The organism is Nocardioides sp. (assembly GCF_025965415.1).
Taxonomy (GTDB): Bacteria; Actinomycetota; Actinomycetes; order Propionibacteriales; family Nocardioidaceae; genus Nocardioides.
The window spans coordinates 24,209-48,464 of record NZ_JAOPWY010000142.1 but is presented as its reverse complement, the minus strand read 5'-3'; the positions used below and the strand labels follow the sequence as shown (position 1 = coordinate 48,464).

The following is a 24,256-nucleotide window of genomic DNA, read 5'->3' as shown; positions in this document are numbered from 1 at the left end:
GGAGGTTACGTGGGATGGGCCCCACCTGGCCCAGGTGCAGGAGCGCGACCGATCGACTTCAATCGCGCCTTCTACACCTTCTCGGACCGCACGTAGGCGTACCGTTCCTCGGACCGCGCATGGCGCGGGCTGCTGGGTGCAGCTTCATGCCCCATGAGCGCTGGATGGCGACAGAGAAGGCGACGCGCCGCCACAAGGCTTCCAGATCAAGGACCGTCGCGGCGCCTTCGTCGCTGATCGAGTCGCAGACGTCGGTGTAGTCGGCGACGTCGCCATCGGACCCTCCGAGGAGGGTCATCGCGCTGATGTAGGGCACACGACGCCCGTCGGGGGTCCGATCGAAGCGGTCCAGGATCAGCACCGCACGGCCGTTGATTCGAGTCATTCGCCGCTCGGGTACGGAGATGCCTGCCTCCTCAGCCAGGTCGAGTGCGGTGGCCTCCCAGGCCATGACATCCCAGGTGTCGTCGCGGTGCGGGAACTTGGCGATCATGAGCCGTTCCCCCTCGCGCACCGAGGCCTTCGGGCGGGCACCGCCAAGCGAACCGGACCCCGCGTCGAGCAAGTCCTTGACGGCCGTCTGATCGTCAGGGTCGCGTTCCACGGCATCCGCTGCGGCCAGGAGGCGGGGCAGCTCGAGCAGCTTGAGAACAACTGTGTCCGGATCGATGAAGGGACCGCTCGGCACAGAGGCGGAGGCGTGCCGGAGGCGTAGCGCTCCCCGGCGGGTCAGGTCTGCAACGCCGAGGAGATGGTCGAGGTCGGTGAGGGTGCGTTGGCTCGCCACTGGTCGGGTTCGAGGACTCGACACGCGAGGACCGCGCGGTCGGGCTCGAGGCGTTGGCCGGTCACGACGAGACCGAGCTCGTCGAGGCGACAGAAGGTGGACAGATCGGGGCGGACGAACGCATCTGCGCGCTCGCCGACGGTAGCGTCAGGCAAGTCGAGGTCTCTCAGGATGAGCGTGTAGGAGCCTTCATCCTCGGGAGACCTCGACGTCTATCCCGGGACCGACGCGCCCACCCGACCTACACCCTCAACTGTGAAGAGCCGCATGGGTCATCGCGATGGGCGGAGTGACGATCATCAACATCTCCAGCCCGTTCTGGGCGGTGCCGGGTGGCGTCCTCATCTCGTTGGCCGTGAAGTCGAAGGACTTCACGACCGCCGCCTCGTCCCCGGCGTCCTAGGACCCGCCGCACCACCGACGATCGCGCCACGCGCTGAAATGACGCGGCGGTGACCCCTGGGGAGCGACGGCGCGAGCTCGCCTACGGCGACGAGGTGGACGCCCCGTGCGCGAGGTCCGCAGTCACGTCCCAGATGGATTCATGTGCCTCCATCGCATGGCTGAACAGATTGTGGCTCGCGCCCGGCCAGATCGTCAGCTGCTTGTCCTCGCAGCCCCACGTGTCGTGCAGCTGCTGTGCCTGCTCGGCGCCGAAAAGGCGGTCAGCCTCCCCGTGGAACACGCGGAGCGGGACCGACGCACCGGGAGCGACCGTGCTGAGATCGAAGGGCTGGTATCTGTCGAGAGCGTCAGCTTGGTCCTCCGCGCGAATGATGTATTGCAGCTGCTCACGCAGTGGCGGATACGTGTTCCACACCCCATCGATCACGTTGAAGCACGTGCTGTTGACGATGCAGGCGCGGAATCGCTCATCCATAGCGGCGACGCGAGGGGCGAGGTGTCCTCCGAAGCTCGATCCGTAGATGACGATCCGAGACGCGTCGACAGCCGGTTCAGCCGCCAGGAGATCGTGCGCCGCACTGCCGTACACCTCGAAGTCATGTCGGAGGGCTACCCCGCCCCGACGCCTGGTCGCACCCTGTCCGGGTCCGTCACCGACCAGAACGGCCACGCCGCGCTCGGCGAGTGGCAGTGCCGACTGCCACACCTGCTCTTCTTTCAAGCCATCGGCGCCATAGACGAAGACGACTCCCGGCACCGGCCTGTCTGAGGCTTCGGGAAGCACGAGGTAGGCGGGGCAGCCCAGTCCCTCTGGGTCGATCACTCGGGGGAAGACTCGAGCTCCCGAGGCAGCGATCCAAGCCTGGAACGACTCGTCCAAGCGATCGTACGCATTCCGTGCGCGCGGCGAGTCGTTTGGCTCAGCGAACACGACCAGTCGGAACGCGTAGTAGGCCTGGACGAACCACCGCGAAGCGGTCACCAGATGCCCTCGGTCCCGAGCATTCTGCGCTCTCTCCCACCAATGGCGACCCTCCTGTTCCCACGCGGCGGAGAAGTCTGAGCCGGGGGTGGATCTCACATGCTCAGTCACCCGCTCGGCGACCCCGAGATCGAGGCCCTTGAGCGAGAATCGCTTCACAGCTTGGAACAGGTGCTCGGTCGGCGTGGGACCGCTTTCAGAGTCTGCAGAGACGTGGTTCATAGCTGCCCGCTCGGCCCTTTCTAGGTCGGTGAGTGACGTCGTCGTCACGGGAAGGCCGCGTGGCCAGGCGGGCCACTGCGGTCCTGATACTTCTTAGACAGAGGCTGCCGAGATCAACCACGTGCAGTCGTTCGCGATTCGCACGGACACCTCGGTGCCGTCCGCGAGGGATTGGGAAGGGTGCGACCGGACCCGAAGTCGGACGAAGCCGACCTCGACGACGTGGTCGACCGCTTCCCCCAAGAAGGCTCTCGCCCTCACGACTCCGCTCCATCGTCCTACCGCGTCCAGCTCGGGAGGGGCTGGCTCGATGCGCACGTGCTCCGGCCTGACGGCCACGATGACCTCTGCGCCGACCGGCAGCGTCAGATCTGAGTTCACCTGGAGTCGGCCGGCAGGGGTTTCGACGAGATAGCCGTCCGCATCCCGCCCCAGTACTCGTCCATCGATGAGGTTGGACGTACCGATGAAATCGGCCACGAACTTCGACGCTGGACGCTGATAGACCTCGCGCGGCGGACCGATCTGCTCGAACCGTCCTCCATTCATCACCCCGATCCGGTCCGACATGGCCAGAGCCTCGACCTGGTCGTGCGTGACGTAGATGGTGGTGATGTTGAGTTCGCGCTGCAGGCGCTTGAGCTCGAAGCGCATCTGCTCGCGCAGCTTGGCATCCAGGTTCGACAGTGGTTCGTCGAGCAGCAGGAGCGGCGGTTCCATCACCAACGCGCGAGCCAGCGCCAGTCGCTGCTGCTGGCCCCCGGAGAGATCGGTCGCTTGCCGACCGGAGAGATGCTCGAGTTGCACAACTGACAGTGCACGCTCGACCCGACTGCTCACTTCGGCGCGACCGGGCCTGCTCGCGCGCGGCTTCACCCGAAGCGGAAACGCGACGTTCTCGAAAACGTTCATGTGCGGCCAAATGGCATAGGACTGGAACACCATGCCAAGGCCCCGACGGTTCGCGTGCAGACGCACGCTCGTCTCGCTGTCGAAGAAGGTCTGTCCGTCCACGACGATGGCGCCACTGTCCGGGTACTCCAACCCCGCCACGCAGCGCAACGTCGTGGTCTTTCCACAACCCGAGGGTCCGAGCAGCGTGAACAGCTCGCCGGCCTCGATGGTCAGCGACAGGTCATCGACGGCGAGCACACGGGAACTGGCTTCGTTCTCGCCCGCCGTGAACGACTTGCACAGCGAACGAATCTCCAGCATCGCCGTCGGGACATCATCGGCGCCACTGAGCGTGGCGCCCTCCAAGGGGGCCTCAACCGACATGATTATCCTTACTCTCCTTTACGCCGAAATAGTCAGCAACCAATTTGGCGAATAGCGCCAGAATCCCGAGGAGGACCATCATTACTACCCCGGCAGCAGACAGCTCCGTGGCTAGGCCGGTGTCCCACATGTCCCAGATGAGCGGTCCCAGCACCTCGCCCCCGGGACTGTAGAGCAGGATCGAACTGGACAATTCTCGGATCGCGGACATCACGATGAATATCCAGCCGGCCGCAAAACTCGGAGCCATGAGCGGGAGGACGACACTTCTCAGCGTCCGCATTCGCGACGCTCCGCTGGCGAACGCGGCTTCCTCCAATTCGCCATTGATCTGCCGGAGCCCAGCGGACGCATAACGCATTCCGTATGGCATATACCGAGTGCAGTAGGCGATCAGGAGGATCCACAGAGTTCCATAGATCGGGACGGGCAGTCGCAGGTAGACGATGAGCAGGGCTGCTCCCATGACGACGCCAGGGATCGCGATCGGCAGGAACGACACGCCGTCGAGGGCCCAGGCGCCAGGGTGCCGCGACCTGAGGACCAGCCAAGCCGCGACGGTCATCATCGACATGATGATCGTCGCCGCTCCGATCGACAGCATCAGTGAGTTCCCCAGGGCGTCCAGCACACGTGGATTGCCGAAGACGTAGCGATAGTTGTCGAGGGTGAACGAACCCATGGTGGGAACGCTCGGGTACGGCTGGAAGGACATCAGCACCAGGACGCCGACCGGCAGGACCGTCGAGACGACGAACAGCACCACGATCGCCGCGCCCATAGGGACACGCAGCTTTCCGAGTTGGTGCCGGCGCGCCCGGAATGCCTTGCCACTGACCGTCTCGAAGGCAGCGGTTCCCTTCCCCAAGCGGGAGTAGGCGAAGACGCCGATGGCGGTCAGAGCGAGCAGGACGAGGGCGAACGCACCCGCCTGGCCATACTCGATGGGATAGGTCCGCAACAGTTGGAAGATGCGGGACGTGAACACCTGGATCCCCGCTGGGAGGCCGAGCAGACTTGGCCCCTCGAACGACTCCATGGCGAGCACGATCATGATCAGCACGCCCGCGAAGAGGCTGGGCTTCACAAGAGGCAGCGAAACCCGCCTGATCACGGTCGGTAGACGCGCCCCAGTCGTGAGTGCCGCTTCTTCGAGCGATGGATCAGCGCTCCGGAAGGCGGCATACATGAGCAAGAAGAGCAGGGGTATCTGGTTGGTCGCCTCGACGAAGATCATCCCCTCCATGGACCGCACGTTGAACGGTCTGATCCCGAACATCAGCTCGGTCAGCTCGTTGAGCCAGCCCGACCTGTCCGCACCAAGAAAGATCCACGCGATCGTGTGCAGGACACCGGGTATCACCAGTGGTGCCAGTGCCGAGACGAACAACAGAGGTCGGAACGGCACATCTGTGCGGGCGGCGAGGTATGCCATGGGCGTCGCGATGATGAGCGCGAGAACTGTCGCTCCGACGGCGTAGGTCATGGTGTTGGCGGTCAGCGTCCACAGCATCGACGCGTCGGCACCGAACGCCGCGGAGACATTGCTGAGGCTCGGGGACCCGTCGACGACGAACGTCGTGTAGACCAAGAAGCCGAGCGGCACGACCGCGAGCCAGGCGATCGCCATCGTCAACGAGATGGCCAGGACCGACTCCCCACTCAGCAGTCGAGGGGGTTTGAGCAGTCTCACCACCGCTCCCCGCGCTCCAGGGCTCGGCATCACGAAGCGGCCAGCGCTGAGTACTCGTCGATCACGTCAGCCTCGACCTCGAACCACCGTTCCGCGTCGATGAAACGCAGGTCGGCGTCTGCGTCGAAGGACAGCAGATCCTTCCTGGTCACGTCGTAGGCGAGCTCACGCAGCACGTCCTGACCATCCGAGATCAGCCAATCCATGAACAGGACCGATGTGGCCGGGTTGGCAGAGGTGTTCAGGATCGCGGCGGCCTCCGGAGTCGCGAACAGCGGCTCCAGGGGCGGCAGCCACTCCACCGGTGCCCCATCGCTCTTTCCTGCTTCGACGCCGTTGCTGAAGTCGGAGGCGAACAAGTCGTACTCGCCGGCGATCAGGAGCTGGCGGGTGCTGGTGTGACCGGAGTTGAAGTCGGCGCCGTCCACCACATCCGCCCAGTACTGGTCGATCTCCTCCTCGCTGCGTCCGAGGTCCTCGGCGAGGTAGTTGCTCACCGACCAGTACCAGTCGAAGTCAGACGCCTCGAGGGTCATCCTGTTGTCCCACACCGGGTCTGCCAGGTCCTCCCAGCTGGTCGGGGCCTCGTCAGGCGCGACGGCATCGGTGTTCCAGGCCGGCACGTACATGTTGTAGTGGTTGATGGTCCAGAACTCAGACACTGAACCCTCCACGAGATCTGCCTGATGCGGCGAGGTGTACGGCGCCAGGAGGCCGGCGTCCCGCACCGGGATCAGCCTGCTGTCGCCGATCCAGGTGACGTCGGCGGTGAGTCGGCCCGCCTCGCTCTCCTGCAGAATTCGAGTGCGTACGTCCTCCGCGTCGGCGCGGTAGCTCAGCAACTGAACGCCGGTGTCTTCAGTGAAGGCGGCGGAGACCTCGTCGTTGATGTCGCCAGCGGTCGTCGTGTAGACCGTCATGGAGCTCCCCTCCTTCTCTGCCAGGTCGATGAGGCGTGCTCGTCGCTCATCGACGGGCAGGTCGCCGACCTCCTCCAGCACGTCCTCGACCGAGCGGCTTTCGGCCGCTTCGCCTTCGCCGCCCCCGCACGCGGTCGTGAGAAGAACGACCATCGCCACGAGCACCGGGCGGACTCCTGCGAGCTTCTGCATCTGTGTTGATCCCTTCGGCTTCAGTGTGTGTGCGGCACCGCGCCGCCCGATAGTTCGGACCGATTGGTAGAACCATTAGTCACTGTGAGGATGGTCATACCATTGGAAGACCCGCGTCCACAAGAGCGCCTAGCCCCGGGTGGGACGACGCCGGACTCGAACCACGTGCGCACCCGACTCGTCGAGAACGCCCTCGAGGAGCCTGGAAGCGGTCCTCGCCGGGATGCCCGCCGAGCGCGCCCGGATGTCCGAGCGCCGCACGGCTCACCGAGCCGGCGTTCCAGCGATCGGAATCGGCTCAGCCCACGGAGCGGATGTCGGTCGGAAAGCGGTCGATCACTTCCGGGCCCCGGTCGGTGACGACGCACATGCTTTCGATTCGGAGCCCTCCCCGCCCTGGCACGTCGATGTGACCCTCCACCGCGATCACCATGCCTGCGGTGATCTCTTGAGGATGGTTGAGAGACCACTGACGATTCACAGCGGGATACTCGTACTGATGCAGTCCGATCCCATGTCCGATTTCGATCGTGAGCAGATCGACTTCGTCGTCGAAGCCAAGGTCCTTGGCCTTCGGGAAGTGTCTGGCGGCGACATCTGTCGATCCCCCTGGTCGCAAATCCCCGATCGTCGCGAAGATTCGTCCCTGAAGGTCGCTCATTCGGGACTGTTCGTCGGCGGTGGGTTCCCGCCCGACGACGAACGTGCGATAGACGCACGACTTGTAGCCCATGTAGCTCGTGCCGCACAGGTTGCCAAACGCGAGGTCCCCGGGATTGAGGAACTGATTGGTGCCCTTCAGCCCACGATCCACCGTGAGAATCCCCGCCCGTAGACCAGCCACGGCTTGATCGGCTCCGCCGGTGCTACCCGCCGATCGGCCTATCGCGCTGACTTCAGCGTCAGACATGCCTACCCGGGTGGCACTCGCCATGGCAGCCCACATTCGATCCGTGATGGCTCCCGCCATGCGCAGACAATCGATCTCAATGGGTGTCTTGACCGCCATCGCGGCCATCAGTGCGGGTTCGCCGGGGATCAGGCCCACTCCGGCCGCGGTCAGAGCCTCACGGGCATACCGATCGAATCCGACGATGCCCAAGCGTTCCGAGTCGATGCCCAGACGCGTGCGCTCGGTGTTGATCTCCGCCGCGAAGAGTCGGGCCTCTTCCTTGCAGGCCCCATCACCGGGGATGCCACGCAGCCACGACCGCGCCGTCCGAATCTCTGAGACCCACGGCGCCTCCACTCGCAACGTACGGTCGTATCCCGCATGCGCGAAAACCACTGGTTCGCCCTCGGCCGGGAACAGGACGTACCACAGACTCGGACAGAACTCTGGTCCGGTCAGTCCCGTGAGGTAGCGCAGGTACGCCGCACCACTCACCAGCACCGCAGAGACCTCATGCTCGCGCATGACCGTGCGGGCACGAGAGGCCCGCTGCCGGCGCAATTCAGCGGGGTCGATACGCGCCTGCCAATCGACCACACCGGGCCCGTAGCTGAGACGCTCAGTAAAGGGCACGCCGCCAGGCGCGGTGACATCATGACTAGGCATTGGTTTCCTTCGCGTGGTGACCGTTCGCGGTCCGGGAGGTGTCCCGTCCCGATGGGGTGTCAAGGGCATCTGACTGCGCTCGATTCTCGAGTCGGCCACACATAGCGGTACGCACTACACGGTTCGTGTCAGCTGCGCCCACGGAGGCGAACGAAGCGAGGTGAGCCGAACATATAATGGACTGACCATTTGGGTCAATCGTGTAGATCTACGTGTTGTCCGAGCTCGACAGGTGATCGCGGAGTGTGCGCGTCCTGACCGCCGGCAACGCGATGGCGAGGCCTATGACGGCCAATCCTGCCGATATCGGTAGGGCGGTCACGATGCCCGCCACGACCAGCGGGGCGGCAAAGGACGACGCGGCCCGGAACATCCCTACCGAAGCGATGGCCTCCCCGCGCTCCTGGGGGTGCACCGCGTCACTGGCGATCGCGGGCCCCATGGTCTGCAGACAGCCAGCCCCGAGGCCGGAGATGATCAATGCTGCCGCCACCGCGAGCGTCCACTCAGCCACCAGGGCGACGACCGCGATCGACAGCCCGGTCGCCAGGACCCCTAGGCCGAACGCGGCCGCCAGACCGCGCCAGCGAAGCCGTCCGGCTACCAGAGCACCGACAAGGGATGCGGCATGTGCGCTGGACACCAGGAAGCCGACAGTCGACGAGGAACGCCCTGCCTGCGCCAAGGCAACGGGTACGTACGAGGACAGGAGTGCTCGCCACGCTCCCGCTGTGACCGCCGCCCAGCAGCCTTCCTGGACACCCGGGCGCCGCCACAACCAACCGGGGGGACTGTTCTCGAGTCGCTCGAAGGTGGGGAGTCTGTCGAGTAGGCACGCAGGGACGACGGCTGCGAGCGTGACCGCAGCTCCTGCCGTCAAGGCGTGATTCAGGGACCGTTCGGCGAGGAGACCGGCAGCGATCGGGCCCAGCAGCATCCCGATGCTCGACAGGAAGTTGACGTGAGCCAAGGCCCTGACGGACGGGCCCTTCCCCCGGACGACGTGCACCTGGCTACCGGTCCAGAAGAACGCCCGCGCGACGCCCTGCAGCAACTGTGCCACGGCGAAACCGATGAGCGTCGGGGAGAGGGAGACAACGACCAACGAGGCCGCCAGGACCACGGCGGCTGACATGACCAGCAGCCAGTCGGAGCACGCCCGCAGGATCGGGACGAGGAGCAGGCGGGCACCCATCTGCGTGATGGCGGACGCGGCCGTGAGCAGGCCGACGGACGCGTTGCTGAAGCCGGCCGCCAGCATCGCGAGGGGCATGGCCACGGAGGCGACCCCCAGCCCGAAGGAGAAGAGCATCGCCCCGCTGGCGGCGGAGACGGTGTCACGGTGAAGGTCGGGCATCCTCTGACCTTCCACGCTCGCAACTCCCCTCCCCTCGGGCTCACGCACATCGTGGCCCACGTCGACGCCGGCCTCATGATTGTTATACCAATAGTCCTTCAGGTGTGGAATCTTCTTCGGTTCGTCGGACAGGGCGGCAACCTCCCTGGACCACGCAGGTCGCCTATCCACCCGCCCCCGGATCCAGCCGCCACCGTTCATCGGGTGTGCGGGTTCGCCGTCCACCGTGACGGCGACAGGTTAGACCATTGGACTGATAGATTGACCGCGAAGAGGCTTCACTCAACCCACCGGGGGGGACTGTATGACCAGCTCTAGCGACGAGCGCTCAACGACCAAGAGCGACATGTTCAGCCGCGTCAGCACGTCCCGGGTCTCCCAGGTGATCGTGGACCAGGTCAAGCTCCTGCTTCGAGACGGGTCTCTGCAGCCGGGCGATCGACTTCCCAGCGAGCGCGACCTGTGCGAGCAGTTCGGCGTCAGCCGTGTGACGATCCGTGAGGCACTGCGCGTGCTCGAATCCAGCGGCCTGGTGTCGATCAAGGTCGGTGCCCGAGGCGGCGCTTTCGTGACGACCCCCACCACCGAACGCCTCGGCGAGGGTCTGGCCGATCTGCTGAGCCTGTCCCACCTCACCGCCTCGGATGTGACGGAGGCTCGAAAGGTCGTGGAGTCGGGTGCCCTGCCCCTCATCGTCGATCGCGCCACCGACGACGATATCGCCGACCTGCTACAACTGATCGACGATGGCCAGAAGGCACTCACCAAGGGCGAGTACGACGTAGCCATGTCTGCTGCCTTTCACGTGCGCCTTGCCGAGTGCGCGCACAATCCCGCGCTCACGGCGTTGATCCACAGCTTCCACGGCCCCATGCTCATGTCCCTTCGCGAGGCGAAGGTGAGCGCGCCTCTGATGGGTCCGCAGGGAAACGAGGAGCACAGGGCAATCGTCATTGCGATCCAGTCGCGGGACGTGGCTGAGGCAGGTCGCATCATGAACGCGCACCTGAGCCGGACCGCGTCGCGAGTCGCCAGCCTCTGATCCGCCGACCCCACGCGCAGGCCTCCCCGGACCGAGGGATCCGCCGACCGCGAGGCTTCTGTCCGTACCCCACCTCCGATATGGTTTAATGGTATAACCATTAGGAGACAGGTTGCATACAGACACGCTCATCATCGGTGCCAGTCAAGCGGGCCTGCAGTTGGCCACGAGCCTGCGTCAACTCGGGGACGTCGGAAGCATCACGTTGCTCGGGGGAGAGACGCATCCCCCCTACCAGCGCCCCCCTCTGTCAAAGGCCTATCTCAAGGGAGACCTCGCCGAGGATCGCCTGCTGTTGCGTGGTCCCGAGTTCTTCGAACAACACCGGATCGAGCTCCGGTGCGGTGAATGGATCGAGGACCTGGAGCTGAGCGATCCACGCCTCGGGGCTGGCACGGCGACTACTCGTGGTGGCGATTCACTGCACTTCGGGCGCCTCGCCCTCACCGTCGGCGGGAGGCCTCGCCGCCTCCGAGTGCCGGGCGACGACCTTCGCGGCATCCACTATCTGCGAGACGTGGCGGACGCCGCTGCTCTCCGAGTCGAGCTCGCGGAAGCCTCACATGTCGTCGTCGTGGGTGGCGGCTTCGTGGGGCTGGAGGGCGCTGCGGTCGCCAGGGCGGCCGGCAAGGATGTGACCGTCGTCGAAGCATCTGATCGCCTCCTGTCACGAGCCGTCGACCGCATCGTCTCCGACTTCTACGCCGACGCCCACCGCCGCAGGGGGACCACCGTGCTGGTGCAGACCTCGGTCGTGGGGTTCACGGGCACGGACGGACGGGTCACCGGGGTAGGCATCTCGACAGGAGACACCCTCCCCGCCGACGTGGTCATCGTCGGCATCGGCCTCCTCCCCAGAACCGGACTGGCCGAGTCCATCGGCTTGCACTGTGAGGGCGGAGTACTCGTGGACGAAGCTGCGCGCACCAGCGTCCCCAGCGTCGTCGCTGCTGGAGACTGCACCGTCTCGACGCACCCCTCGCTCGGGCACATCCGCCTTGAGTCAGTCGACAACGCCATCGTCCAGGCGCGGGTGGCGGCAGCAACGATGCTCGGTGTCGAGGCTCCCCCTCCCGCGGTCCCCTGGTTCTGGTCCGATCAGGGGGATGTGAAGCTTCAGATCGCCGGCGTCAACAAGGGGTACGACCGTGTGGTCCTGAGAGGCGATCCTGACGCGGAGAAGTTCTCCCTCCTGTACTACCGCGGACAGGCCCTGGTTTCCATCGACGCCATCAACTCCCCGTTGGACTACATGGCCGTGCGGCGGATCCTGGATGCCGGCAAGAACGTGCCCGTCGAGGTCGCTGGCGATGGCACCGTGGCTCTTCGGGACTTCTTGCGCGACTGAGACGGCGCGTCGGAAGACAGGGCGGGCAACCCCTCGTCCGCGCGGACCACTGCGGACGGGAGTGACATCCTTGCCTCGCGGAGGCTTCCGCCGCCTTCGCCCTCGCTGGCGTGCCCGTGGGACACGAGAACCTCCGGGTCGGAGTGGGCCTTGGACAAAGCCACATCCCGTCCGGAGGTTCTCGCTCGTTCAACCAGGCCCGCCGCTACGGACGTCCTGACCGGACACCTAGGACCAGGTGGAGACCGAGGTCCGGCGGATCGGCGGCGCGGTCCCGGCTCCGTTCACCGGACGAACTCGCCCGCCAGGTCACGACGGATCCAGTCCACCGAGTCCTCGGCATAGTCCTTCCAGTAGTCGCCCTTGTAGTTGATGCCAGGGACGGCAGGGATCCAGTCGTACTCGAGAAGATCGGTGGCGCCGATCGTCTCCGCGAGACGCACCACGTCCGGGTCCTTCGTGATCGGCATGAAGCCCTTGTCGATGAGGTTGATCCACTCGCCGGTGCCACGCTGCTTGATCGAGAACGTCGGGAAGATGCAGTGCACGTGCGGGAAGTGCATCGTGGGCAGGTTGTTCTCCCGGGCGTAGGCCAGGAAGGTCTCATCCCAGTGCTCGGCGCCGAAGCCGAAGTGGATGACGCCGGCGCGCATCCGCTCGGGGAGGTTGGTGGTGGGGTCGGTGCTCCGCCACATCTTCTCGATGCCTCGGTGTCCCTTGGGCACCGTGCCGATGGAGCAGTCGTTGAAGTAGGCCCAGCCCTTGTAGGGGAAGCCCGGGTACTCGACGTCCTTGTAGCGGTCGACGATCTCGCGCCACACCTCTCCATAGCGACCTCCGCCGCGGATCTCCTTGATCATGCCTCCCTCGACCTCCACCTCGATGTGAGGGAAGAAGCCGGTGTGATTGCTCGTGCCGGCAATCACGCCGTTGACGGTGGGGAAGAAGATCCGGGCCTGCTCGAGGAACTCCTTGACGTCGTAGCCGAACCTGACCGCCTGGATGGTCGAGCCGAGGATGTGACCGCTCAGGTAGGCGCCCTTGGGCCACAACCGCGCCTGCTCCTCGGTGACCTTCCAGCTGATGTCCGTGCCCTGCGGGTCGGTGATCCGCACCTCCTCGGCAGTGGAGAACTGCTCGAGGACCTTCAGGTCGAGCAACCGGAAGAGCTCGTCGGGATAGGCGGTGCACTTGGAGATGAAGGTCTCGTAGTCGTTGAAGAGCCAGTTGCCCTTGATGTTTCCGCCCGTCGCGCGGGCCCAGTGCGGGCGACCAGAATCACCGGCATGGATGCGGCTGTATGCGGGGCGGTCCTTGAGGTAGCGCTTCAGCGCGGCAGCCTCGACGGAGTACTCCACACCTGTCTCGGTCATCTCACGGTGCCGGTCGACGGCCTCGCGCCAACCGTCGGCTGCGCTGTAGTACTCGGTGCTCATGCCGAGGTCTCGGCGCGTCACGTGGTCGACGGACTTGGCGCCGGCCTCGAGCATGGCTCGCTTGACGGCCTCGAACACGTACGGGTCCTGGTCGGAGTGGGTCATGATCAGGATCGAGTCGTTCTTCTCGATCCCACCCAGCGCCGAACGTCCGTAGCGTCGTCCGACATGGTGACGCGCGATCGGCATGAGCTCGTCGATGTCGGTCACGCGAGGCTGGTTGAGGTAGTCCGGGTAGCGGGGCGCCGGATAATCGAAGTCGCCGAACTCGGGCATGGATTTCCTTTCGGGATGGGTGAGACGTCAGATCCGTGCGAGGTTGAGCGCGGAGCTGCGTGTGCGTAGGTAGCGGTTCATGACCGCCGGGACGAGGTCTCCCGGATGTGGGACCGACACGGCGCGGTCACCCAGGACGTCGAGGCGTCCGAGATCGAGGTCTCCGGTGAGGAACAGCACCGAGCGAACGCCCATCGATTCGGCCTCGTCGAAGGCTCGGACGGTGTCCTGCAGCGCGTACAGGTCCTTGCCGTCGCCGTAGTCGTCGCCGTAGTCCTCGTCGTACGGCAGTCCGTCACTGATGACCATGAGCATCTTCGAGCGCGCCTCCGTGCGCCGCAGCTGGGCCGTCATGTGGCGTACGGCGGCTCCCATGCGCGTGGCGTCGAGAGGACGCAGCGACTCGATCCGGCGCGACACGGCCGTGCCGACGCCCTCGTGGACCGACTTGACCCGCTGCATCCGCACGGAGTGCCTCCCACTGGAGGAGAAGGCATAGACCATGGACTGGTCCGAGACGCGTTCCATGATCTCGGCCAACACCATGGCTGTCTCGCGCTCATGGTCGAGGACGGTGCGATAGGGGGTTCCATACAGGTGCTGGGCGGTCTCGTCGATCGTGAATCCGCCCTCGGACCGGGTGTCGACGTGGTCGGCCGTCGACATGCTCACATCGATCAGAACCCCACAGACCACGTCTCGTCCGAGCGGTGTCTTGCGTGTGTAGACGTTGCCGTTGAAGCCGCTTCCGGCGCGCAGTCCGACCAAGGTGTCCACTGCTGCGGACAGGTCGATCTCGTCTCCGTCGGCCAGTGCGCGCTGAAGCGACATGCCTTCCGTCGGGAGCCGGCTCCATTCGCGTTGCAGCGCCGTCACAGTGCTGCGGTGAGCAGCCAGGACTGCGCGCCCGTAGGGGGACGGGCCGCCTGCGGCAGCGAGCGGCTCCTCGACGACGCGGCACCACGAGGGTCGGTAGGTGGAGCGGACCGAGTCCCACTCCGGATAGAAGAACACGTTGGAGCTGCCGATGGACACGGGTGCCAGCCACGGCACGTCCCAACGATGTACGGCACCGTGCTCGTGCGGGATCGGTTCGGGCGGACCGCCTCGTTCCTCGTGGTCCCCATCGTCGTGCCCGTGCCCGTGCCCGTGGTCGTGGTCGTGGTGCGCGTGGCCCTCAAGCCCCTCGCGCCATGCGAACATCGCCGGATTCTCGAGGCGGCCCGTGTCGCGGTGTCCCAGGTAACGGCTGCCCAGGACGCCTCGGTAGAGCACGAGCGGCACGTCCAGTGCGTACCTGTCCTCCTCTTCGAGCTTGCTGCGCTGAGCGCCGCCGAGACCGGCGAGCATCGCTTCCGCGTCGGCAGCCGCGGCGGGCCGCGGGGCTGGTTGCGCGGGGTGCAGAGTGAAGGCCACAGGATCCTGGGTGGTCATCGGCGGGGTGTCGCTGAGCCAGCGGTAGAGGCACACCGCAGCCAGCACGCTCTCGGCAACGGTGACCTCCGAGGTCATCCAGTCGACGAGGTCCTCGCAGCGCGGAAGTGCCTGCGCCACGCTGGGGGCGAGGAGCACGTCGACCGGCTCATGTGCCAGCGACTTGGCGGCCAGGATCGTGAGCAACTGGTTGCGCGGCCCGCGGTCGGACACGCGCTCGATCCCCAGCCGGTCGAGGGCATGACGCTGAGCTCGGGCGTGGTGCTCGCGAAGGCCGGGATGCCGGCGCCGCAGCACGCCATCTAACCGGGTGCCTTCGAGGACGCCCAGGGCAGCCTCGCCTGTGGCGGGGTGGAGGCAACGGGATACGAAGTCGTTGACGAGATCCTTCCCGCTCAGGCCGTTGCCGACCTCGCCCAGTGTGCCGATGCCGGGGGCGTAGGTGAATGCCCGGTGTGCCAGAGCCACCAGGTACCAGCCCCAGTTGTCGTGTCCGTTGTCGAAGAAGTCGACGACACCGGGCAGCCTCACCGTGTCGTCGGTGTCCGGCGGGATCGGCGTTTCGCCGGACACGTCGTCCAGGAGGTGGAAGCCAACCGTCCTACCCGCGATGGCTTCGTAGAACAGTGAGGCGACCCGCGACTGCCGCTCGAAATCGACCGGGCCTTCGGGGAGATCCCTACGGGTCCTCGTGATCACCGCTCTGCCGCTCGGAACTGGGCCTCTACCAGTTCGGTGAGCGTGGTTACCGTGTCCGGGTCGTTGGTCAGGACGCTGGTGATGGCCACATCGCATGCTCGGGCTGGCGGCAGGCCCGCAAGGATGAGCTCAGCGGCATGCACCAGCAGTCGAGTGCCCGGGCCCTCGATGGCGGTGGAGTCCTGCAGGTTCCGGATGTTGTTGGCGAGGGTGACCAGCTGTCGTGCGGTGTGCGCGTCCGCCTCGGTCTCTCCACGTACGATCTCCACCTCCACGTCTGCATGCGGGTAGCCGAACTCGATCGCGACGAAGCGCTGAAGCGTGCTCGGCTTGAGCTCCTTGAGGGAGGACTGGTATCCGGGGTTGTAGGACAGGACGAGCAGGAAGTCGTCGTGCGCTCTCACCTCGGTTGCGAGCTTGTCGATAGGCAGGGTGCGACGGTGGTCGGTCAGGGGGTGGATCACCACCGTGGTGTCCTTGCGGGCCTCGACGATCTCGTCGAGGTAGCACAGCCCACCGGAGCGGACTGCGTGGGTGAGCGGTCCATCCACCCACACCGTCTCGTCGGCGTTGAGCAGGTGCCGGCCGACCAGGTCGCTCACCGTGAGGTCTTCGTGGCATGCGACGGTGGTCAGACTCAGGCCGGTGCTGCCGTCCACGCCGACCAGTCGCGCGGCCATGTGCTCCAAGAAGCGCGTCTTGCCGCATCCGGTCGGGCCCTTGAGGAGGATCGGGAGGCGTCTGTGGAAGGCAGCTTCGAAGACGGCCACCTCGTCGGCCTGGGCGACGTAGAAGGGGACGGCGGACGCGGTGGTCACTACACCGTCCGTCACGGTTGTCATGACTGCGGATCAACTCCTGGTGGGCGCTGGGACAGGTTCGTGTGGGTAGGGCCGGAGCGGCACGGCGATCGACGTCGGTCCCCTTCGGGCCGCCCGGACATCGCGGGTATCAGCCGGGCGGACGAGGCGGGCGGGGCATGGATGTGAGACTGCTGTTGAATGCCTCGAGCACCAGAGCCACTCCCATTCGTTCGGCGTTCGCGGAGACCGGGCGCCAGGCCGGACGAGTCACGATCGTCCGTGACGCCCGTCACGCCGCAGGCCTATCGGCTCACATTATCGGTATAAAGGTCAAACCATTCTTCGAGTCGTTATTCAATCGAGATCTTCCCGGGTGATCCCGCCCGCGAGCGGATGTACGTCGATGCCGTCGCACGCTGACGCGCGCCTACGGGCGGGGGAAACGGTCAGCGAGCCGCGGGTAGACCCGGAGCGCGTTCTCGCACAAGACGGCCTCCCGGTCACGGGCGGGAAGCCACGCGCCTCGTAGATAGGCCAACGTGTCGTCCCACTCCACTCCGGTGTCGGGATCGGCGCCGCGAACGGCACCCAACATCTCCGACGCGAAGAGGATGTTCGTCGAGGGCACGACGTCGAGCAACAGGTCGATGCCGGCCTGGTGGTACACGCAGGTGTCGAAGTAGACGTGGGAGAGCAGGTCCGAGGGATCGGGCCAGCCGTAGCGCATCGCCAGTCCGCGGTAGCGGCCCCAGTGGTAGGGCACCGCTCCGCCGCCGTGGGGGATGACGAAGCGCAGCCGGGGGAAGCGCTCGAACAGGTCGGACTGGAGGAGCTGCATGAAGACGCTGGTGTCCGCGTTCAGGTAGTGGGCGCCGAGGGTGTGGAAGTTGGGGTTGCACGCGGTGGAGACATGCACCATGGCGGGGACGTCGAGCTCCTCGAGGAGCTCGTAGATGTCGAACCAGGCCGGGTCGGTGAGTGGCTGACCCGCCCAGGTGCCCGACGGGTCGGGATTGAGGTTGACGCCGACGAACCCCAGGTCCTCGACGGTGCGGCGGATCTCGGCCAGGACGCCGGCGACATTTCCCGCTGGGGTCTGCGGAAGCTGAGCGACGGGAGCGAAGTTCTTCGGGTACAGCTCACTCACTCTGTGCACGAGAGAGTTGGACACGGCCGCCCAGGCGTTGGCGATCTCCGGGTCGGGGACGTGGTGCTCCATCCCGGACGCCTTGGGCGACAACAGCATGACGTCCCCGCCGCGCTCCTGCATCACCCGCAACTGATTGTTCGCGACGCTCTCCCGCAACTCGTCGTCCGAGATCGGCGCGAGCCCAGACCTCTCACCGCGCAGCTGCGCGGCACGGAACTCGTCGAGCGCCTTCGGCGCGGTCGTGAAATGACCGTGGATGTCGATGATCAACGCCGGCGCTCCTTCAGGTACGACTCGTGGTCGACGTATCGCACGCCGGCCGCTTCGATCATGGGTCGCATGTTGTTGACGTCCAGGGAGATCTCCCCGGCCGCATACCGCTCGCGGGAGGCTGCCTCCTTCTTCGATCTCGCCTCCGCGGCTTGCAGGACGTGAGCAGCATCGAGTCGCGGCACCACCACGACGCCGTCCTCGTCGGCAACGATCACGTCTCCCGGCGCGACGATCTGGCCGGCGATCGCCATGGGGACGTTGACGTCGCCGAGCGTCCCCTTGACGGTGCCTTCGGCCGAGACGCACTTCGACCACACCGGAAAGCCCATCGCCTCGAGGTCCGCGACGTCGCGCACCCCTGCGTCGATGACCAGTCCGAGCACGCCGCGCGCCTGCAGGGACGTCGCGAGCAAGTCTCCGAAGTAGCCCATGTCGCACGGTGCCGTCGGGGACACGACCAGTACGTCACCTTCGCGGCACTGCTCGACAGCCACGGCGATCGTGGTGTTGTCTCCGGGAGCGACGGTCACTGTCACGGCGGGACCGCCGATGCGGGCGCCGGGCCACACGGGGTTGAGGTGAGATCCCAGGAGCCCCGTCCGGCCTTGCGCCTCGTGGACCGTCGCGACGCCGTGGGCGGCGAGCTGTGCCGCGACGCCGATGTCTGCTCGCGGCGGATTGGTGACGACCAGGCCGCTCATCGCGTGACCGCCCCTCCGGGCTGGCCGATGAGCTCGGGCATCATCGAGACATGGATCGCGTCCTCATCGGTCTCACCGGCGAGGACTCGGATGGCGTGATCGACCTGGTCGATGCCGTACCTGTGGGTAGCAAGCTTCTCGAGGGGGAAGCGACCGGACGCCAGCTGCGCCACGGCGAGTTCGCAGGCGTTGAAGGAGTGCCCGCGCGCCGACTTGATGGTGATGGCCTTCTCGGTGACGGCCTTGACAGGGAAGTCCGGGAACGCGGCGAGCTCACCCTGGATCAGCAGCGTTCCTTCGCGCCGCTTGAGCACGGAGACTCCCAGCAGCACGGGGGCCGTGCCGGCGCGTGAGGTGCAATCGAGGACGTAGTCGACGCCGCGTCCGTGGGTGAGGTCCATGACCTTCTCGCGGGGATCCTCCTTCAGAACGTCGATGACGGCATCGGCGCCGAGCTCCAGGGCGAGGTCGAATCGCTTCCTGTCCCGCGTGGTGCCGGAGACGATGATCTGAGCCGCTCCGGCCTGCTTGGCAGCCACGAGCTGGGACAACCCCTGTTGCCCCGGTCCCTGGATCAGGACGGTGTCGTTGTAGCCGACGCCGGCCGTGAGGAGTGCCCATTCGATGCCGTTGGACAAGGGCATCACCAGACCAGCCTGCTCGGGGGTGATGCCGTCGGGGATCCTGTGCAGCACCGCGTTCCAGGGCAGGAACATGTATTCGGAGAAGCCGCCCCACAGGGTTCCGGGGTTGTCGGCGGACGTGTAGCCGAACCGACGGGCATCCGGGTTGGTGCGCCAGTCGGTGGCCTCGCAGTGCCGGTACTCGCCGATGCGACACCACTCGCAGTTGAAGCACGCGACGTAGTGCTCGACGAAGACGCGGTCTCCCTCCCGCAGCCCGTGCCGTGCCGTGAACTTCTTCCCCGCCTCGGCGATGACACCGACATTCTCGTGGCCCATGATGACCGGGCCGCGCGTCGCCGGGGTCGTCGGCGGGTTGCTGTAGAGCTTCACGTCCGTCCCGCAGATGCCTGCCACTTCGATCTTGAGCAGCGCGGACTCGGCGTCGATGCGCGGCAGGTCCAGCTCGCGCAGCTCGGTGGTTTCCGGCGCGGTCCGGACGGCCGCGCGCACCTTCTCAGTCATCCCTGCTCCTGCATCCAGGTTGGCTCAATGGTCTGACCAAAGGTACCATCTATATCCGCCGTCGACCGTCGGCGGCGACCTGTGGAACAGGAGCGACATGCGTGACCTCTCGACTCTGACCCGGCGCCAAGGCGCTACCAGCCCCCTGATCGACGGCAGCGTGCGTCCCGCGGGTTACCAGCTCCGCGTGGCGGAGGAACCCGTCCTGGTCAAAGGATTTCGCAGGATGGTCCGCGGGCTGGAGTACGACGTCGCGGAGATGGCGCTCACCACCTACCTGACCGCCAAGGAACATGGCGTGGCCTTCACGGCCCTGCCCATCTTCTTGGTGCGGGGCTTTCACCACGGCGCTACCCAGGTGCTGCGCGAGGGACGCATCCACGAGCCGGCTGATCTCAGCGGCGGACGCGTGGGTGTCAACCGGGGATACACCGTGACCACGGGCGTGTGGGGGCGAGCGGCTCTCGCCGACGCCGGCCTCGACCTGGACTCCGTGACGTGGGTGCTGTCCGGCGACGAGCACGTCGCCGCCTACGCCCCACCGTCGAATGTCGTTCCGGCGGGCGGTGAGCGCTCGCTGGAGGAGATGCTGATGGCAGGCGAGCTCGACGCGGTCGTCGGTGCCGGCATCGACCATCCCGATGTCGTGCCGCTCATCGCCGATCCGGAAGCCGCCGGGATGCAGATGCTGCGCGATCGGGGCATCTTCCCGATCAATCACGTCGTGGTGCTGCGCGATCAGCTTCTTCGTGAGGACCCGGACGTTGCCGTCGCCGTCTACGAGGCGTTCGCCGAGGCGAAGCGCCGCTACGTGGCGGACCTGGCCGCCGGCCTGGAAGAGACCGAGCAGGATCGCCTGCTCCGACGCGTCATGGACGTCACCGGAGCCGATCCCCTGCCCTACGGCCTGGCGCCGAACCGGGACGTGATCGAGGAGCTTCTCGACCAGGCCGCACGCCAGCACATCCTCGCCGCCCCGGTGACGCTGGGTCGGGTGTTCGTGCCCGTGTCCTGAGGGCCGGGCGACCCGACGCCCTCCACCGGCCGCGGCACGCATGCGGACGGTGCACTAGTGCTTCGCGAGGAACTGCATGACCCTGGCGGTCGAGGCTGCGGGAGTCTGCTCGACGACCGGGACGTCCCAGAACTCGTTGAGCGGGAGACACTCCTGCAGGTAGCGGGCCGCCGAGGGCGTGTGGGAGGAGTCATCACCCGGGACGATGAGTGCGGGCACGTCCAACAGCTGCAGGTCCTCGGGCTCGGGCCCCGGGACCGTGTCACGGTCGAAGAGCAGTCGGGCGGTCCCGCTCACCAAGGTCGAGTAGCGAGACAGCTCGAAGGCGACGTAGTGAGCGGCGAAGGCATCGTCGTTGCGAAGGGCAGCCGCCCAGGGACCGACCCGGGGGTCGTTGCTGAAGCCACTGCCACTCGTCCGGGCCAGGTCGACGACGGCGGCGAGGCCGTGCTCCAACGCGAATCCGAGGTGCTGAGCGAAGCGTTCGAGCTGCTTGGCGCGATACGGCACGCCCCCGGCGGGCGAGAAGAGCACCATCGACCGCACGCGAGCGGGATTCTTGACGGCGAGCAACGCGACGGTCGAGCAGCCCACACAGCCACCCATGGCGTGTGTCGACTCGATCTCGAGGTGGTCCAGGAGTCGAACCGCCTGGTCGACGTAGTGCTGCCAGGACAGCCGATCCAACCGTCCGCCGGAGTGACCGGACTCGCGGCGGTCGAACACGATGCACGTGTAGGACGCGGACAGCGCGTCGACGAAGCCGAGTTGGCGGTAGCGACCGAAAGAGGTCCAGTTCTCCAGGCTGGAGTCGAAGCCGCCGGGGCTGAACATGAGCACAGGCGGACCGTCGCCCACGGTCTCGTACCGGGTCGAGATGCCGTCGAGGTCTACGATGGGCATGGAATTCGCCTCCTGCTAGCTGTTGATTCCGCCGCGAATCTGACGTCCGGACCGGATGTCGGCGACGCACTCGGCGATGGCCTCGAACGCGATCCGCCCGACGTTCGCGTACGTGTCGGGCTCCTCGTCGATCCACGCGGAGTTGTAGCCGATCGCGGCGCTCGACATGCGGATCCGCCCATCCAGCCACGGCCCACCGCCGAAGCCACCCAGCACGGGGATGGCGACGGCGTCGACCACCGCGGGGCCGACCACGGGGCCGGAGTTGGTGAAGTTCAGGGCAACGGCGCCGGCCGATTCCAGCCGCTTCGCCTCGGAGACGAGCTCATCGAGCATGTCGTCGGGAACCTGCGCGGTTTCGGCGGCCGAATACGCGATGCCGTACTTCAGAGCCGTCTGGGGGGTGATGCCGAACTGGGCGAAGACGGGAACCCCGGCTCGGGTGACCGCCTCGACCACCTCAGGGAACTGTCCTGCCCCGTCGAGCTTGACCAGGTCGACTCCGACCTCCTTCGCCAGGCGTACGGCGGCTGCGACGCCGTCTCCGGTCTGCACGGGGCCGAAGGGGAAGTCACAGCTGACCATGGCCGAGGAGACACCTCGCCGCACCGCCTTGGCGACGACGAGGATCTCCTCGAACGTGACCTCCAAGGGGTGCGCATGTCCCCACAGGTTGACACCGACGGAGTCCCCGACCGAGATGATGTCTGCGCCGGCACGATCGGCGATCCGGGCCATCTGCGTGTCCCAGGCGACGATGCAGACACTCTTCTCTCCGGCCTCCTTCATGGCTTGCAGCCGTGGGAGCGTCATCCGGCTCATGCGCGAGTGGCCTTAAGCAACTCCACCAGGTCGTCGGCGTCGGCGGGTAGCAGCAGGACGCGTGCGTGGGAGCGGAGGTTGAACAAGGCCGCGCTCGTGAGGGCTTCGGGCGTCACGACGAGCGCGGCCGTCATGATGCCGCGCTCCTTGCAGGTGGCGCCGATGGTCGTGACGGCCTTGGCGTTCTCGCCTGTCACCGAGACGAGGATGACCGTGTTGCTGTCCTCCAGCTCGTCGGCGAGCAGCACGGGCTGACCCTCCATCGAGAGGAGCTCGTGTCCGGGGTCCGTCGCGGTGTAGAACCTCGCCTGTCCCCAGGACTGGGCGGCAGCGTCACGCACGATCTGCTCGGCGCTGTCATCCAGTGCGACCACCCTGGTGTTGCGGGCCGCTGCCAGCGTGTAGTCGATGCGGTACGCCGCCTCCTTCGAGGAGGCAGCCTGCGCGCAGGCGCTCGGACCTGCGGGTATCGAGAGTCGCTCAGCCATGCGGATCCACCTCAGACCGTGGTCTGGGGGACGCCGGGGCGGGCGATCATCGCGTCGCCGATGCCCTCGACGAAGGACTGGTCCGCAGGCAGGACGATCGCCACCGACCGCACCCTCTGGTCCTTGGCGCGGTTTCCGACGGGCTCGACGCCCTCTTGGAGAGCCATGGCTGCCTTGCGCAGTTTCTGACGCGCCTTGATGATGCCTGCGTCCGTGGCGACCAGGCGCTCCTTGGTCCGGTCGACGACCGGCCCCATCGACTCCTGCAGAGACGAGTCCTGGAGAGCGATGCCCTTGATCCCTGAATAGGTGACACCGCGACGCTGGGCGTCTCGATCCATGAGGTAGTCGTTGTCCTTGTTGGCGAGTGGACGGTATGCGTCGTCGTTCTCGCTGTGCACGCCCATGCCGGCCCGCATGGCCGTGACCTCCTGCTCAGTGAGCTGGCGCGTGGGGTGGTAGTCGAAGCTGTAGGCCCAGCAGTTCTCGTCGTCGATCGGGACCCAGAAGTGACCGTGCACGGGGTGGTCGCCTCGTGGAGGCACCATCGTGAAGTTGGGTAGCACCCACGGCGTGACGCGCCAGTAGTAGTGGCCCTGCTCGGCGTTGCGCCGGGCGGCGACCAGCAGCCCGCCTTCGTAGTCGACGACTTCGAACGACGGCATGAGGTCGCCCCTGTTGTACTGGTTGCCCTTCGCTCCCTTGAAGAGCGGGTCGCTCTCGAGGTTGCCCGAGTGCAGGAAGGAGACATGGCTCGAGTCGATGCCGCCCTCGAGCGCCTGGAGCCAGTTGCACTCCTGCAGCCGCTTGGAGGTGAACGCCTGACCTTCGGGGACGGTGTAGGGCTCCCATTCCGGCAACGGCGGTTGCCTTTCGGGATCTCCCAGGTAGGCGAAGAGCAGGTCGCCCAGCTTCACGATCGGATAGGACTTGAGTTTGACGTTCGCGCAGAAGCTGCTCGTCTCGGGCTCGCTGGGCACCTCGATGGCCTGACCCGTGACGTCGTACTTCCAGCCGTGGTAGGGGCACCGCAGGCCACCCTGCTCGTTCCGTGCGAACCACAGCGACACTCCGCGGTGCGCGCAGAACTCATCCATGAGGCCGTATCGGCCATCAGAGTCGCGGAAGGCGATGAGCCGCTCCGAGAGGATCTTCACGCGCACCGGCGGGCAATCGTCGGATGGCAGTTCTTCGGCCAGGAGCACGGGCTGCCAGTAGCGTCTGAACAGATCGCCCATCGGGGTGCCGGGGCCGGTCTGGCTGAGTAGATCGTTGATATCAGGACGCAGCATCGTGGTTCCTCTTCGGATCGATCGTGGTGGTG

The 24,256-nt window shown here is 66.3% G+C and carries 21 protein-coding genes and 1 pseudogene; 4 read left to right on the top strand and 18 right to left on the bottom strand.

Translation table 11 applies throughout. The features are described 5' to 3' along the window. Positions 1 to 58: 58 nt before the first annotated feature. Together JWN97_RS14860 and JWN97_RS14855 are read right to left on the bottom strand one after the other, a co-directional pair. Complete coding sequence (locus JWN97_RS14860) at positions 59 to 604, bottom strand: HipA domain-containing protein (RefSeq protein WP_297624219.1); 546 nt, start codon at positions 602 to 604, stop codon at positions 59 to 61. Between the two features lie 179 nt (positions 605 to 783). After that, positions 784 to 942 (bottom strand): annotated as a pseudogene (locus JWN97_RS14855) (ISL3 family transposase); the annotation flags it as partial. Between the two features lie 125 nt (positions 943 to 1,067). Here JWN97_RS14855 and JWN97_RS14850 point away from each other — a divergent pair. Continuing rightward, positions 1,068 to 1,190 (top strand): hypothetical protein, encoded by a 123-nt coding sequence (locus tag JWN97_RS14850; RefSeq protein WP_297624107.1) that lies wholly within the window; start codon positions 1,068 to 1,070, stop codon positions 1,188 to 1,190. Positions 1,191 to 1,271: 81 nt separating this feature from the next. Here the strand turns inward: JWN97_RS14850 and JWN97_RS14845 are convergent, their stop codons facing one another. The 6 genes from JWN97_RS14845 to JWN97_RS14820 form a co-directional block, all read right to left on the bottom strand. Further along, entirely contained in the window at positions 1,272 to 2,396 is a 1,125-nt protein-coding gene (locus JWN97_RS14845) for a prolyl oligopeptidase family serine peptidase (RefSeq protein WP_297624104.1), read from the bottom strand. A 93-nt stretch (positions 2,397 to 2,489) separates the two neighbouring features. Next, positions 2,490 to 3,674 (bottom strand): ABC transporter ATP-binding protein, encoded by a 1,185-nt coding sequence (locus JWN97_RS14840; protein WP_297624102.1) that lies wholly within the window; start codon positions 3,672 to 3,674, stop codon positions 2,490 to 2,492. Next, positions 3,664 to 5,304 carry an iron ABC transporter permease gene (locus JWN97_RS14835; protein WP_297624099.1) on the bottom strand — a complete coding sequence of 547 codons (1,641 nt, stop codon included), beginning with the start codon at positions 5,302 to 5,304 and terminating at the stop codon, positions 3,664 to 3,666. Before JWN97_RS14835 ends, JWN97_RS14840 begins: the two co-directional genes overlap by 11 nt. A 92-nt stretch (positions 5,305 to 5,396) precedes the next feature. Continuing rightward, positions 5,397 to 6,479 carry an extracellular solute-binding protein gene (locus tag JWN97_RS14830; protein ID WP_297624096.1) on the bottom strand — a complete coding sequence of 361 codons (1,083 nt, stop codon included), beginning with the start codon at positions 6,477 to 6,479 and terminating at the stop codon, positions 5,397 to 5,399. A gap of 298 nt (positions 6,480 to 6,777) precedes the next feature. Then, complete coding sequence (locus JWN97_RS14825) at positions 6,778 to 8,004, bottom strand: M24 family metallopeptidase (RefSeq protein ID WP_297624093.1); 1,227 nt, start codon at positions 8,002 to 8,004, stop codon at positions 6,778 to 6,780. Between the two features lie 241 nt (positions 8,005 to 8,245). Further along, positions 8,246 to 9,394: an MFS transporter gene (locus tag JWN97_RS14820; RefSeq protein ID WP_297624090.1), complete on the bottom strand. Its 1,149-nt coding sequence runs from the start codon at positions 9,392 to 9,394 to the stop codon at positions 8,246 to 8,248. A gap of 346 nt (positions 9,395 to 9,740) precedes the next feature. On the opposite strand from JWN97_RS14820, the gene JWN97_RS14815 reads away from it, so the two are divergent. Together JWN97_RS14815 and JWN97_RS14810 are read left to right on the top strand one after the other, a co-directional pair. Then, positions 9,741 to 10,436 carry a FadR/GntR family transcriptional regulator gene (locus JWN97_RS14815; RefSeq protein WP_297624086.1) on the top strand — a complete coding sequence of 232 codons (696 nt, stop codon included), beginning with the start codon at positions 9,741 to 9,743 and terminating at the stop codon, positions 10,434 to 10,436. Positions 10,437 to 10,548: 112 nt separating this feature from the next. Continuing rightward, positions 10,549 to 11,784 (top strand): FAD-dependent oxidoreductase, encoded by a 1,236-nt coding sequence (locus tag JWN97_RS14810; RefSeq protein ID WP_297624083.1) that lies wholly within the window; start codon positions 10,549 to 10,551, stop codon positions 11,782 to 11,784. Between the two features lie 284 nt (positions 11,785 to 12,068). On the opposite strand, the gene JWN97_RS14805 is transcribed toward JWN97_RS14810, so the two are convergent. The 6 genes from JWN97_RS14805 to JWN97_RS14780 form a co-directional block, all read right to left on the bottom strand. After that, the gene (locus JWN97_RS14805) at positions 12,069 to 13,496 is read right to left on the bottom strand and encodes a hypothetical protein (RefSeq protein WP_297624080.1); all 1,428 of its coding nucleotides are present in this window, start codon (positions 13,494 to 13,496) and stop codon (positions 12,069 to 12,071) included. 27 nt (positions 13,497 to 13,523) lie between these two features. Further along, positions 13,524 to 15,725 carry a hypothetical protein gene (locus JWN97_RS14800; RefSeq protein ID WP_297624077.1) on the bottom strand — a complete coding sequence of 734 codons (2,202 nt, stop codon included), beginning with the start codon at positions 15,723 to 15,725 and terminating at the stop codon, positions 13,524 to 13,526. Beyond that, positions 15,626 to 16,471: a CbbQ/NirQ/NorQ/GpvN family protein gene (locus JWN97_RS14795; protein WP_297624075.1), complete on the bottom strand. Its 846-nt coding sequence runs from the start codon at positions 16,469 to 16,471 to the stop codon at positions 15,626 to 15,628. The genes JWN97_RS14800 and JWN97_RS14795 overlap by 100 nt, the downstream gene beginning before the upstream one ends. Before the next feature lie 388 nt (positions 16,472 to 16,859). Next, the gene (locus tag JWN97_RS14790; protein WP_297624072.1) at positions 16,860 to 17,852 is read right to left on the bottom strand and encodes an amidohydrolase family protein; all 993 of its coding nucleotides are present in this window, start codon (positions 17,850 to 17,852) and stop codon (positions 16,860 to 16,862) included. Further along, positions 17,849 to 18,556 carry a 4-carboxy-4-hydroxy-2-oxoadipate aldolase/oxaloacetate decarboxylase gene (locus JWN97_RS14785; RefSeq protein ID WP_297624069.1) on the bottom strand — a complete coding sequence of 236 codons (708 nt, stop codon included), beginning with the start codon at positions 18,554 to 18,556 and terminating at the stop codon, positions 17,849 to 17,851. Before JWN97_RS14785 ends, JWN97_RS14790 begins: the two co-directional genes overlap by 4 nt. Further along, a complete protein-coding gene (locus JWN97_RS14780) occupies positions 18,553 to 19,704 on the bottom strand; it encodes an alcohol dehydrogenase catalytic domain-containing protein (protein WP_297624066.1) in 1,152 nt (383 codons plus the stop codon). Before JWN97_RS14780 ends, JWN97_RS14785 begins: the two co-directional genes overlap by 4 nt. Before the next feature lie 97 nt (positions 19,705 to 19,801). Between JWN97_RS14780 and JWN97_RS14775 the strand changes: the two genes are divergently transcribed. Further along, entirely contained in the window at positions 19,802 to 20,719 is a 918-nt protein-coding gene (locus tag JWN97_RS14775) for a hypothetical protein (protein ID WP_297624063.1), read from the top strand. Positions 20,720 to 20,773: 54 nt separating this feature from the next. Here JWN97_RS14775 and JWN97_RS14770 read toward each other — a convergent pair whose 3' ends face one another. Genes JWN97_RS14770 through JWN97_RS14755 form a run of 4 tightly spaced genes read right to left on the bottom strand, consistent with a single transcriptional unit; the run spans position 20,774 to position 24,224 of the window. Further along, positions 20,774 to 21,622: an alpha/beta hydrolase gene (locus tag JWN97_RS14770; RefSeq protein ID WP_297624061.1), complete on the bottom strand. Its 849-nt coding sequence runs from the start codon at positions 21,620 to 21,622 to the stop codon at positions 20,774 to 20,776. A 15-nt stretch (positions 21,623 to 21,637) separates the two neighbouring features. Continuing rightward, positions 21,638 to 22,435, bottom strand: coding sequence for a 3-methyl-2-oxobutanoate hydroxymethyltransferase (locus JWN97_RS14765; protein WP_297624216.1), 798 nt, complete (start codon positions 22,433 to 22,435; stop codon positions 21,638 to 21,640). A 5-nt stretch (positions 22,436 to 22,440) separates the two neighbouring features. Continuing rightward, positions 22,441 to 22,932, bottom strand: coding sequence for a hypothetical protein (locus JWN97_RS14760; RefSeq protein ID WP_297624058.1), 492 nt, complete (start codon positions 22,930 to 22,932; stop codon positions 22,441 to 22,443). Positions 22,933 to 22,943: 11 nt separating this feature from the next. Then, positions 22,944 to 24,224, bottom strand: a complete 1,281-nt coding sequence (locus JWN97_RS14755) for a Rieske 2Fe-2S domain-containing protein (RefSeq protein WP_297624055.1) — start codon at positions 24,222 to 24,224, stop codon at positions 22,944 to 22,946. Positions 24,225 to 24,256: the final 32 nt, after the last annotated feature.

Excerpts from the sequence above, each read along its gene's own strand:
- JWN97_RS14850 (WP_297624107.1), top strand. The coding sequence starts at position 1,068 with ATGGGCGGAGTGACGATCATCAACATCTCCAGCCCGTTCTGGGCGGTG.
- JWN97_RS14845 (WP_297624104.1), bottom strand. The coding sequence starts at position 2,396 with ATGAACCACGTCTCTGCAGACTCTGAAAGCGGTCCCACGCCGACCGAG.
- JWN97_RS14840 (WP_297624102.1), bottom strand. The coding sequence starts at position 3,674 with ATGTCGGTTGAGGCCCCCTTGGAGGGCGCCACGCTCAGTGGCGCCGAT.
- JWN97_RS14835 (WP_297624099.1), bottom strand. The coding sequence starts at position 5,304 with ATGGCGATCGCCTGGCTCGCGGTCGTGCCGCTCGGCTTCTTGGTCTAC.
- JWN97_RS14830 (WP_297624096.1), bottom strand. The coding sequence starts at position 6,479 with ATGCAGAAGCTCGCAGGAGTCCGCCCGGTGCTCGTGGCGATGGTCGTT.
- JWN97_RS14820 (WP_297624090.1), bottom strand. The coding sequence starts at position 9,394 with ATGCCCGACCTTCACCGTGACACCGTCTCCGCCGCCAGCGGGGCGATG.
- JWN97_RS14815 (WP_297624086.1), top strand. The coding sequence starts at position 9,741 with ATGTTCAGCCGCGTCAGCACGTCCCGGGTCTCCCAGGTGATCGTGGAC.
- JWN97_RS14805 (WP_297624080.1), bottom strand. The coding sequence starts at position 13,496 with ATGCCCGAGTTCGGCGACTTCGATTATCCGGCGCCCCGCTACCCGGAC.
- JWN97_RS14800 (WP_297624077.1), bottom strand. The coding sequence starts at position 15,725 with ATGCGATGTGGCCATCACCAGCGTCCTGACCAACGACCCGGACACGGT.
- JWN97_RS14795 (WP_297624075.1), bottom strand. The coding sequence starts at position 16,471 with ATGACAACCGTGACGGACGGTGTAGTGACCACCGCGTCCGCCGTCCCC.
- JWN97_RS14785 (WP_297624069.1), bottom strand. The coding sequence starts at position 18,556 with ATGAGCGGCCTGGTCGTCACCAATCCGCCGCGAGCAGACATCGGCGTC.
- JWN97_RS14780 (WP_297624066.1), bottom strand. The coding sequence starts at position 19,704 with ATGACTGAGAAGGTGCGCGCGGCCGTCCGGACCGCGCCGGAAACCACC.
- JWN97_RS14775 (WP_297624063.1), top strand. The coding sequence starts at position 19,802 with ATGCGTGACCTCTCGACTCTGACCCGGCGCCAAGGCGCTACCAGCCCC.
- JWN97_RS14770 (WP_297624061.1), bottom strand. The coding sequence starts at position 21,622 with ATGCCCATCGTAGACCTCGACGGCATCTCGACCCGGTACGAGACCGTG.
- JWN97_RS14765 (WP_297624216.1), bottom strand. The coding sequence starts at position 22,435 with ATGACGCTCCCACGGCTGCAAGCCATGAAGGAGGCCGGAGAGAAGAGT.
- JWN97_RS14760 (WP_297624058.1), bottom strand. The coding sequence starts at position 22,932 with ATGGCTGAGCGACTCTCGATACCCGCAGGTCCGAGCGCCTGCGCGCAG.
- JWN97_RS14755 (WP_297624055.1), bottom strand. The coding sequence starts at position 24,224 with ATGCTGCGTCCTGATATCAACGATCTACTCAGCCAGACCGGCCCCGGC.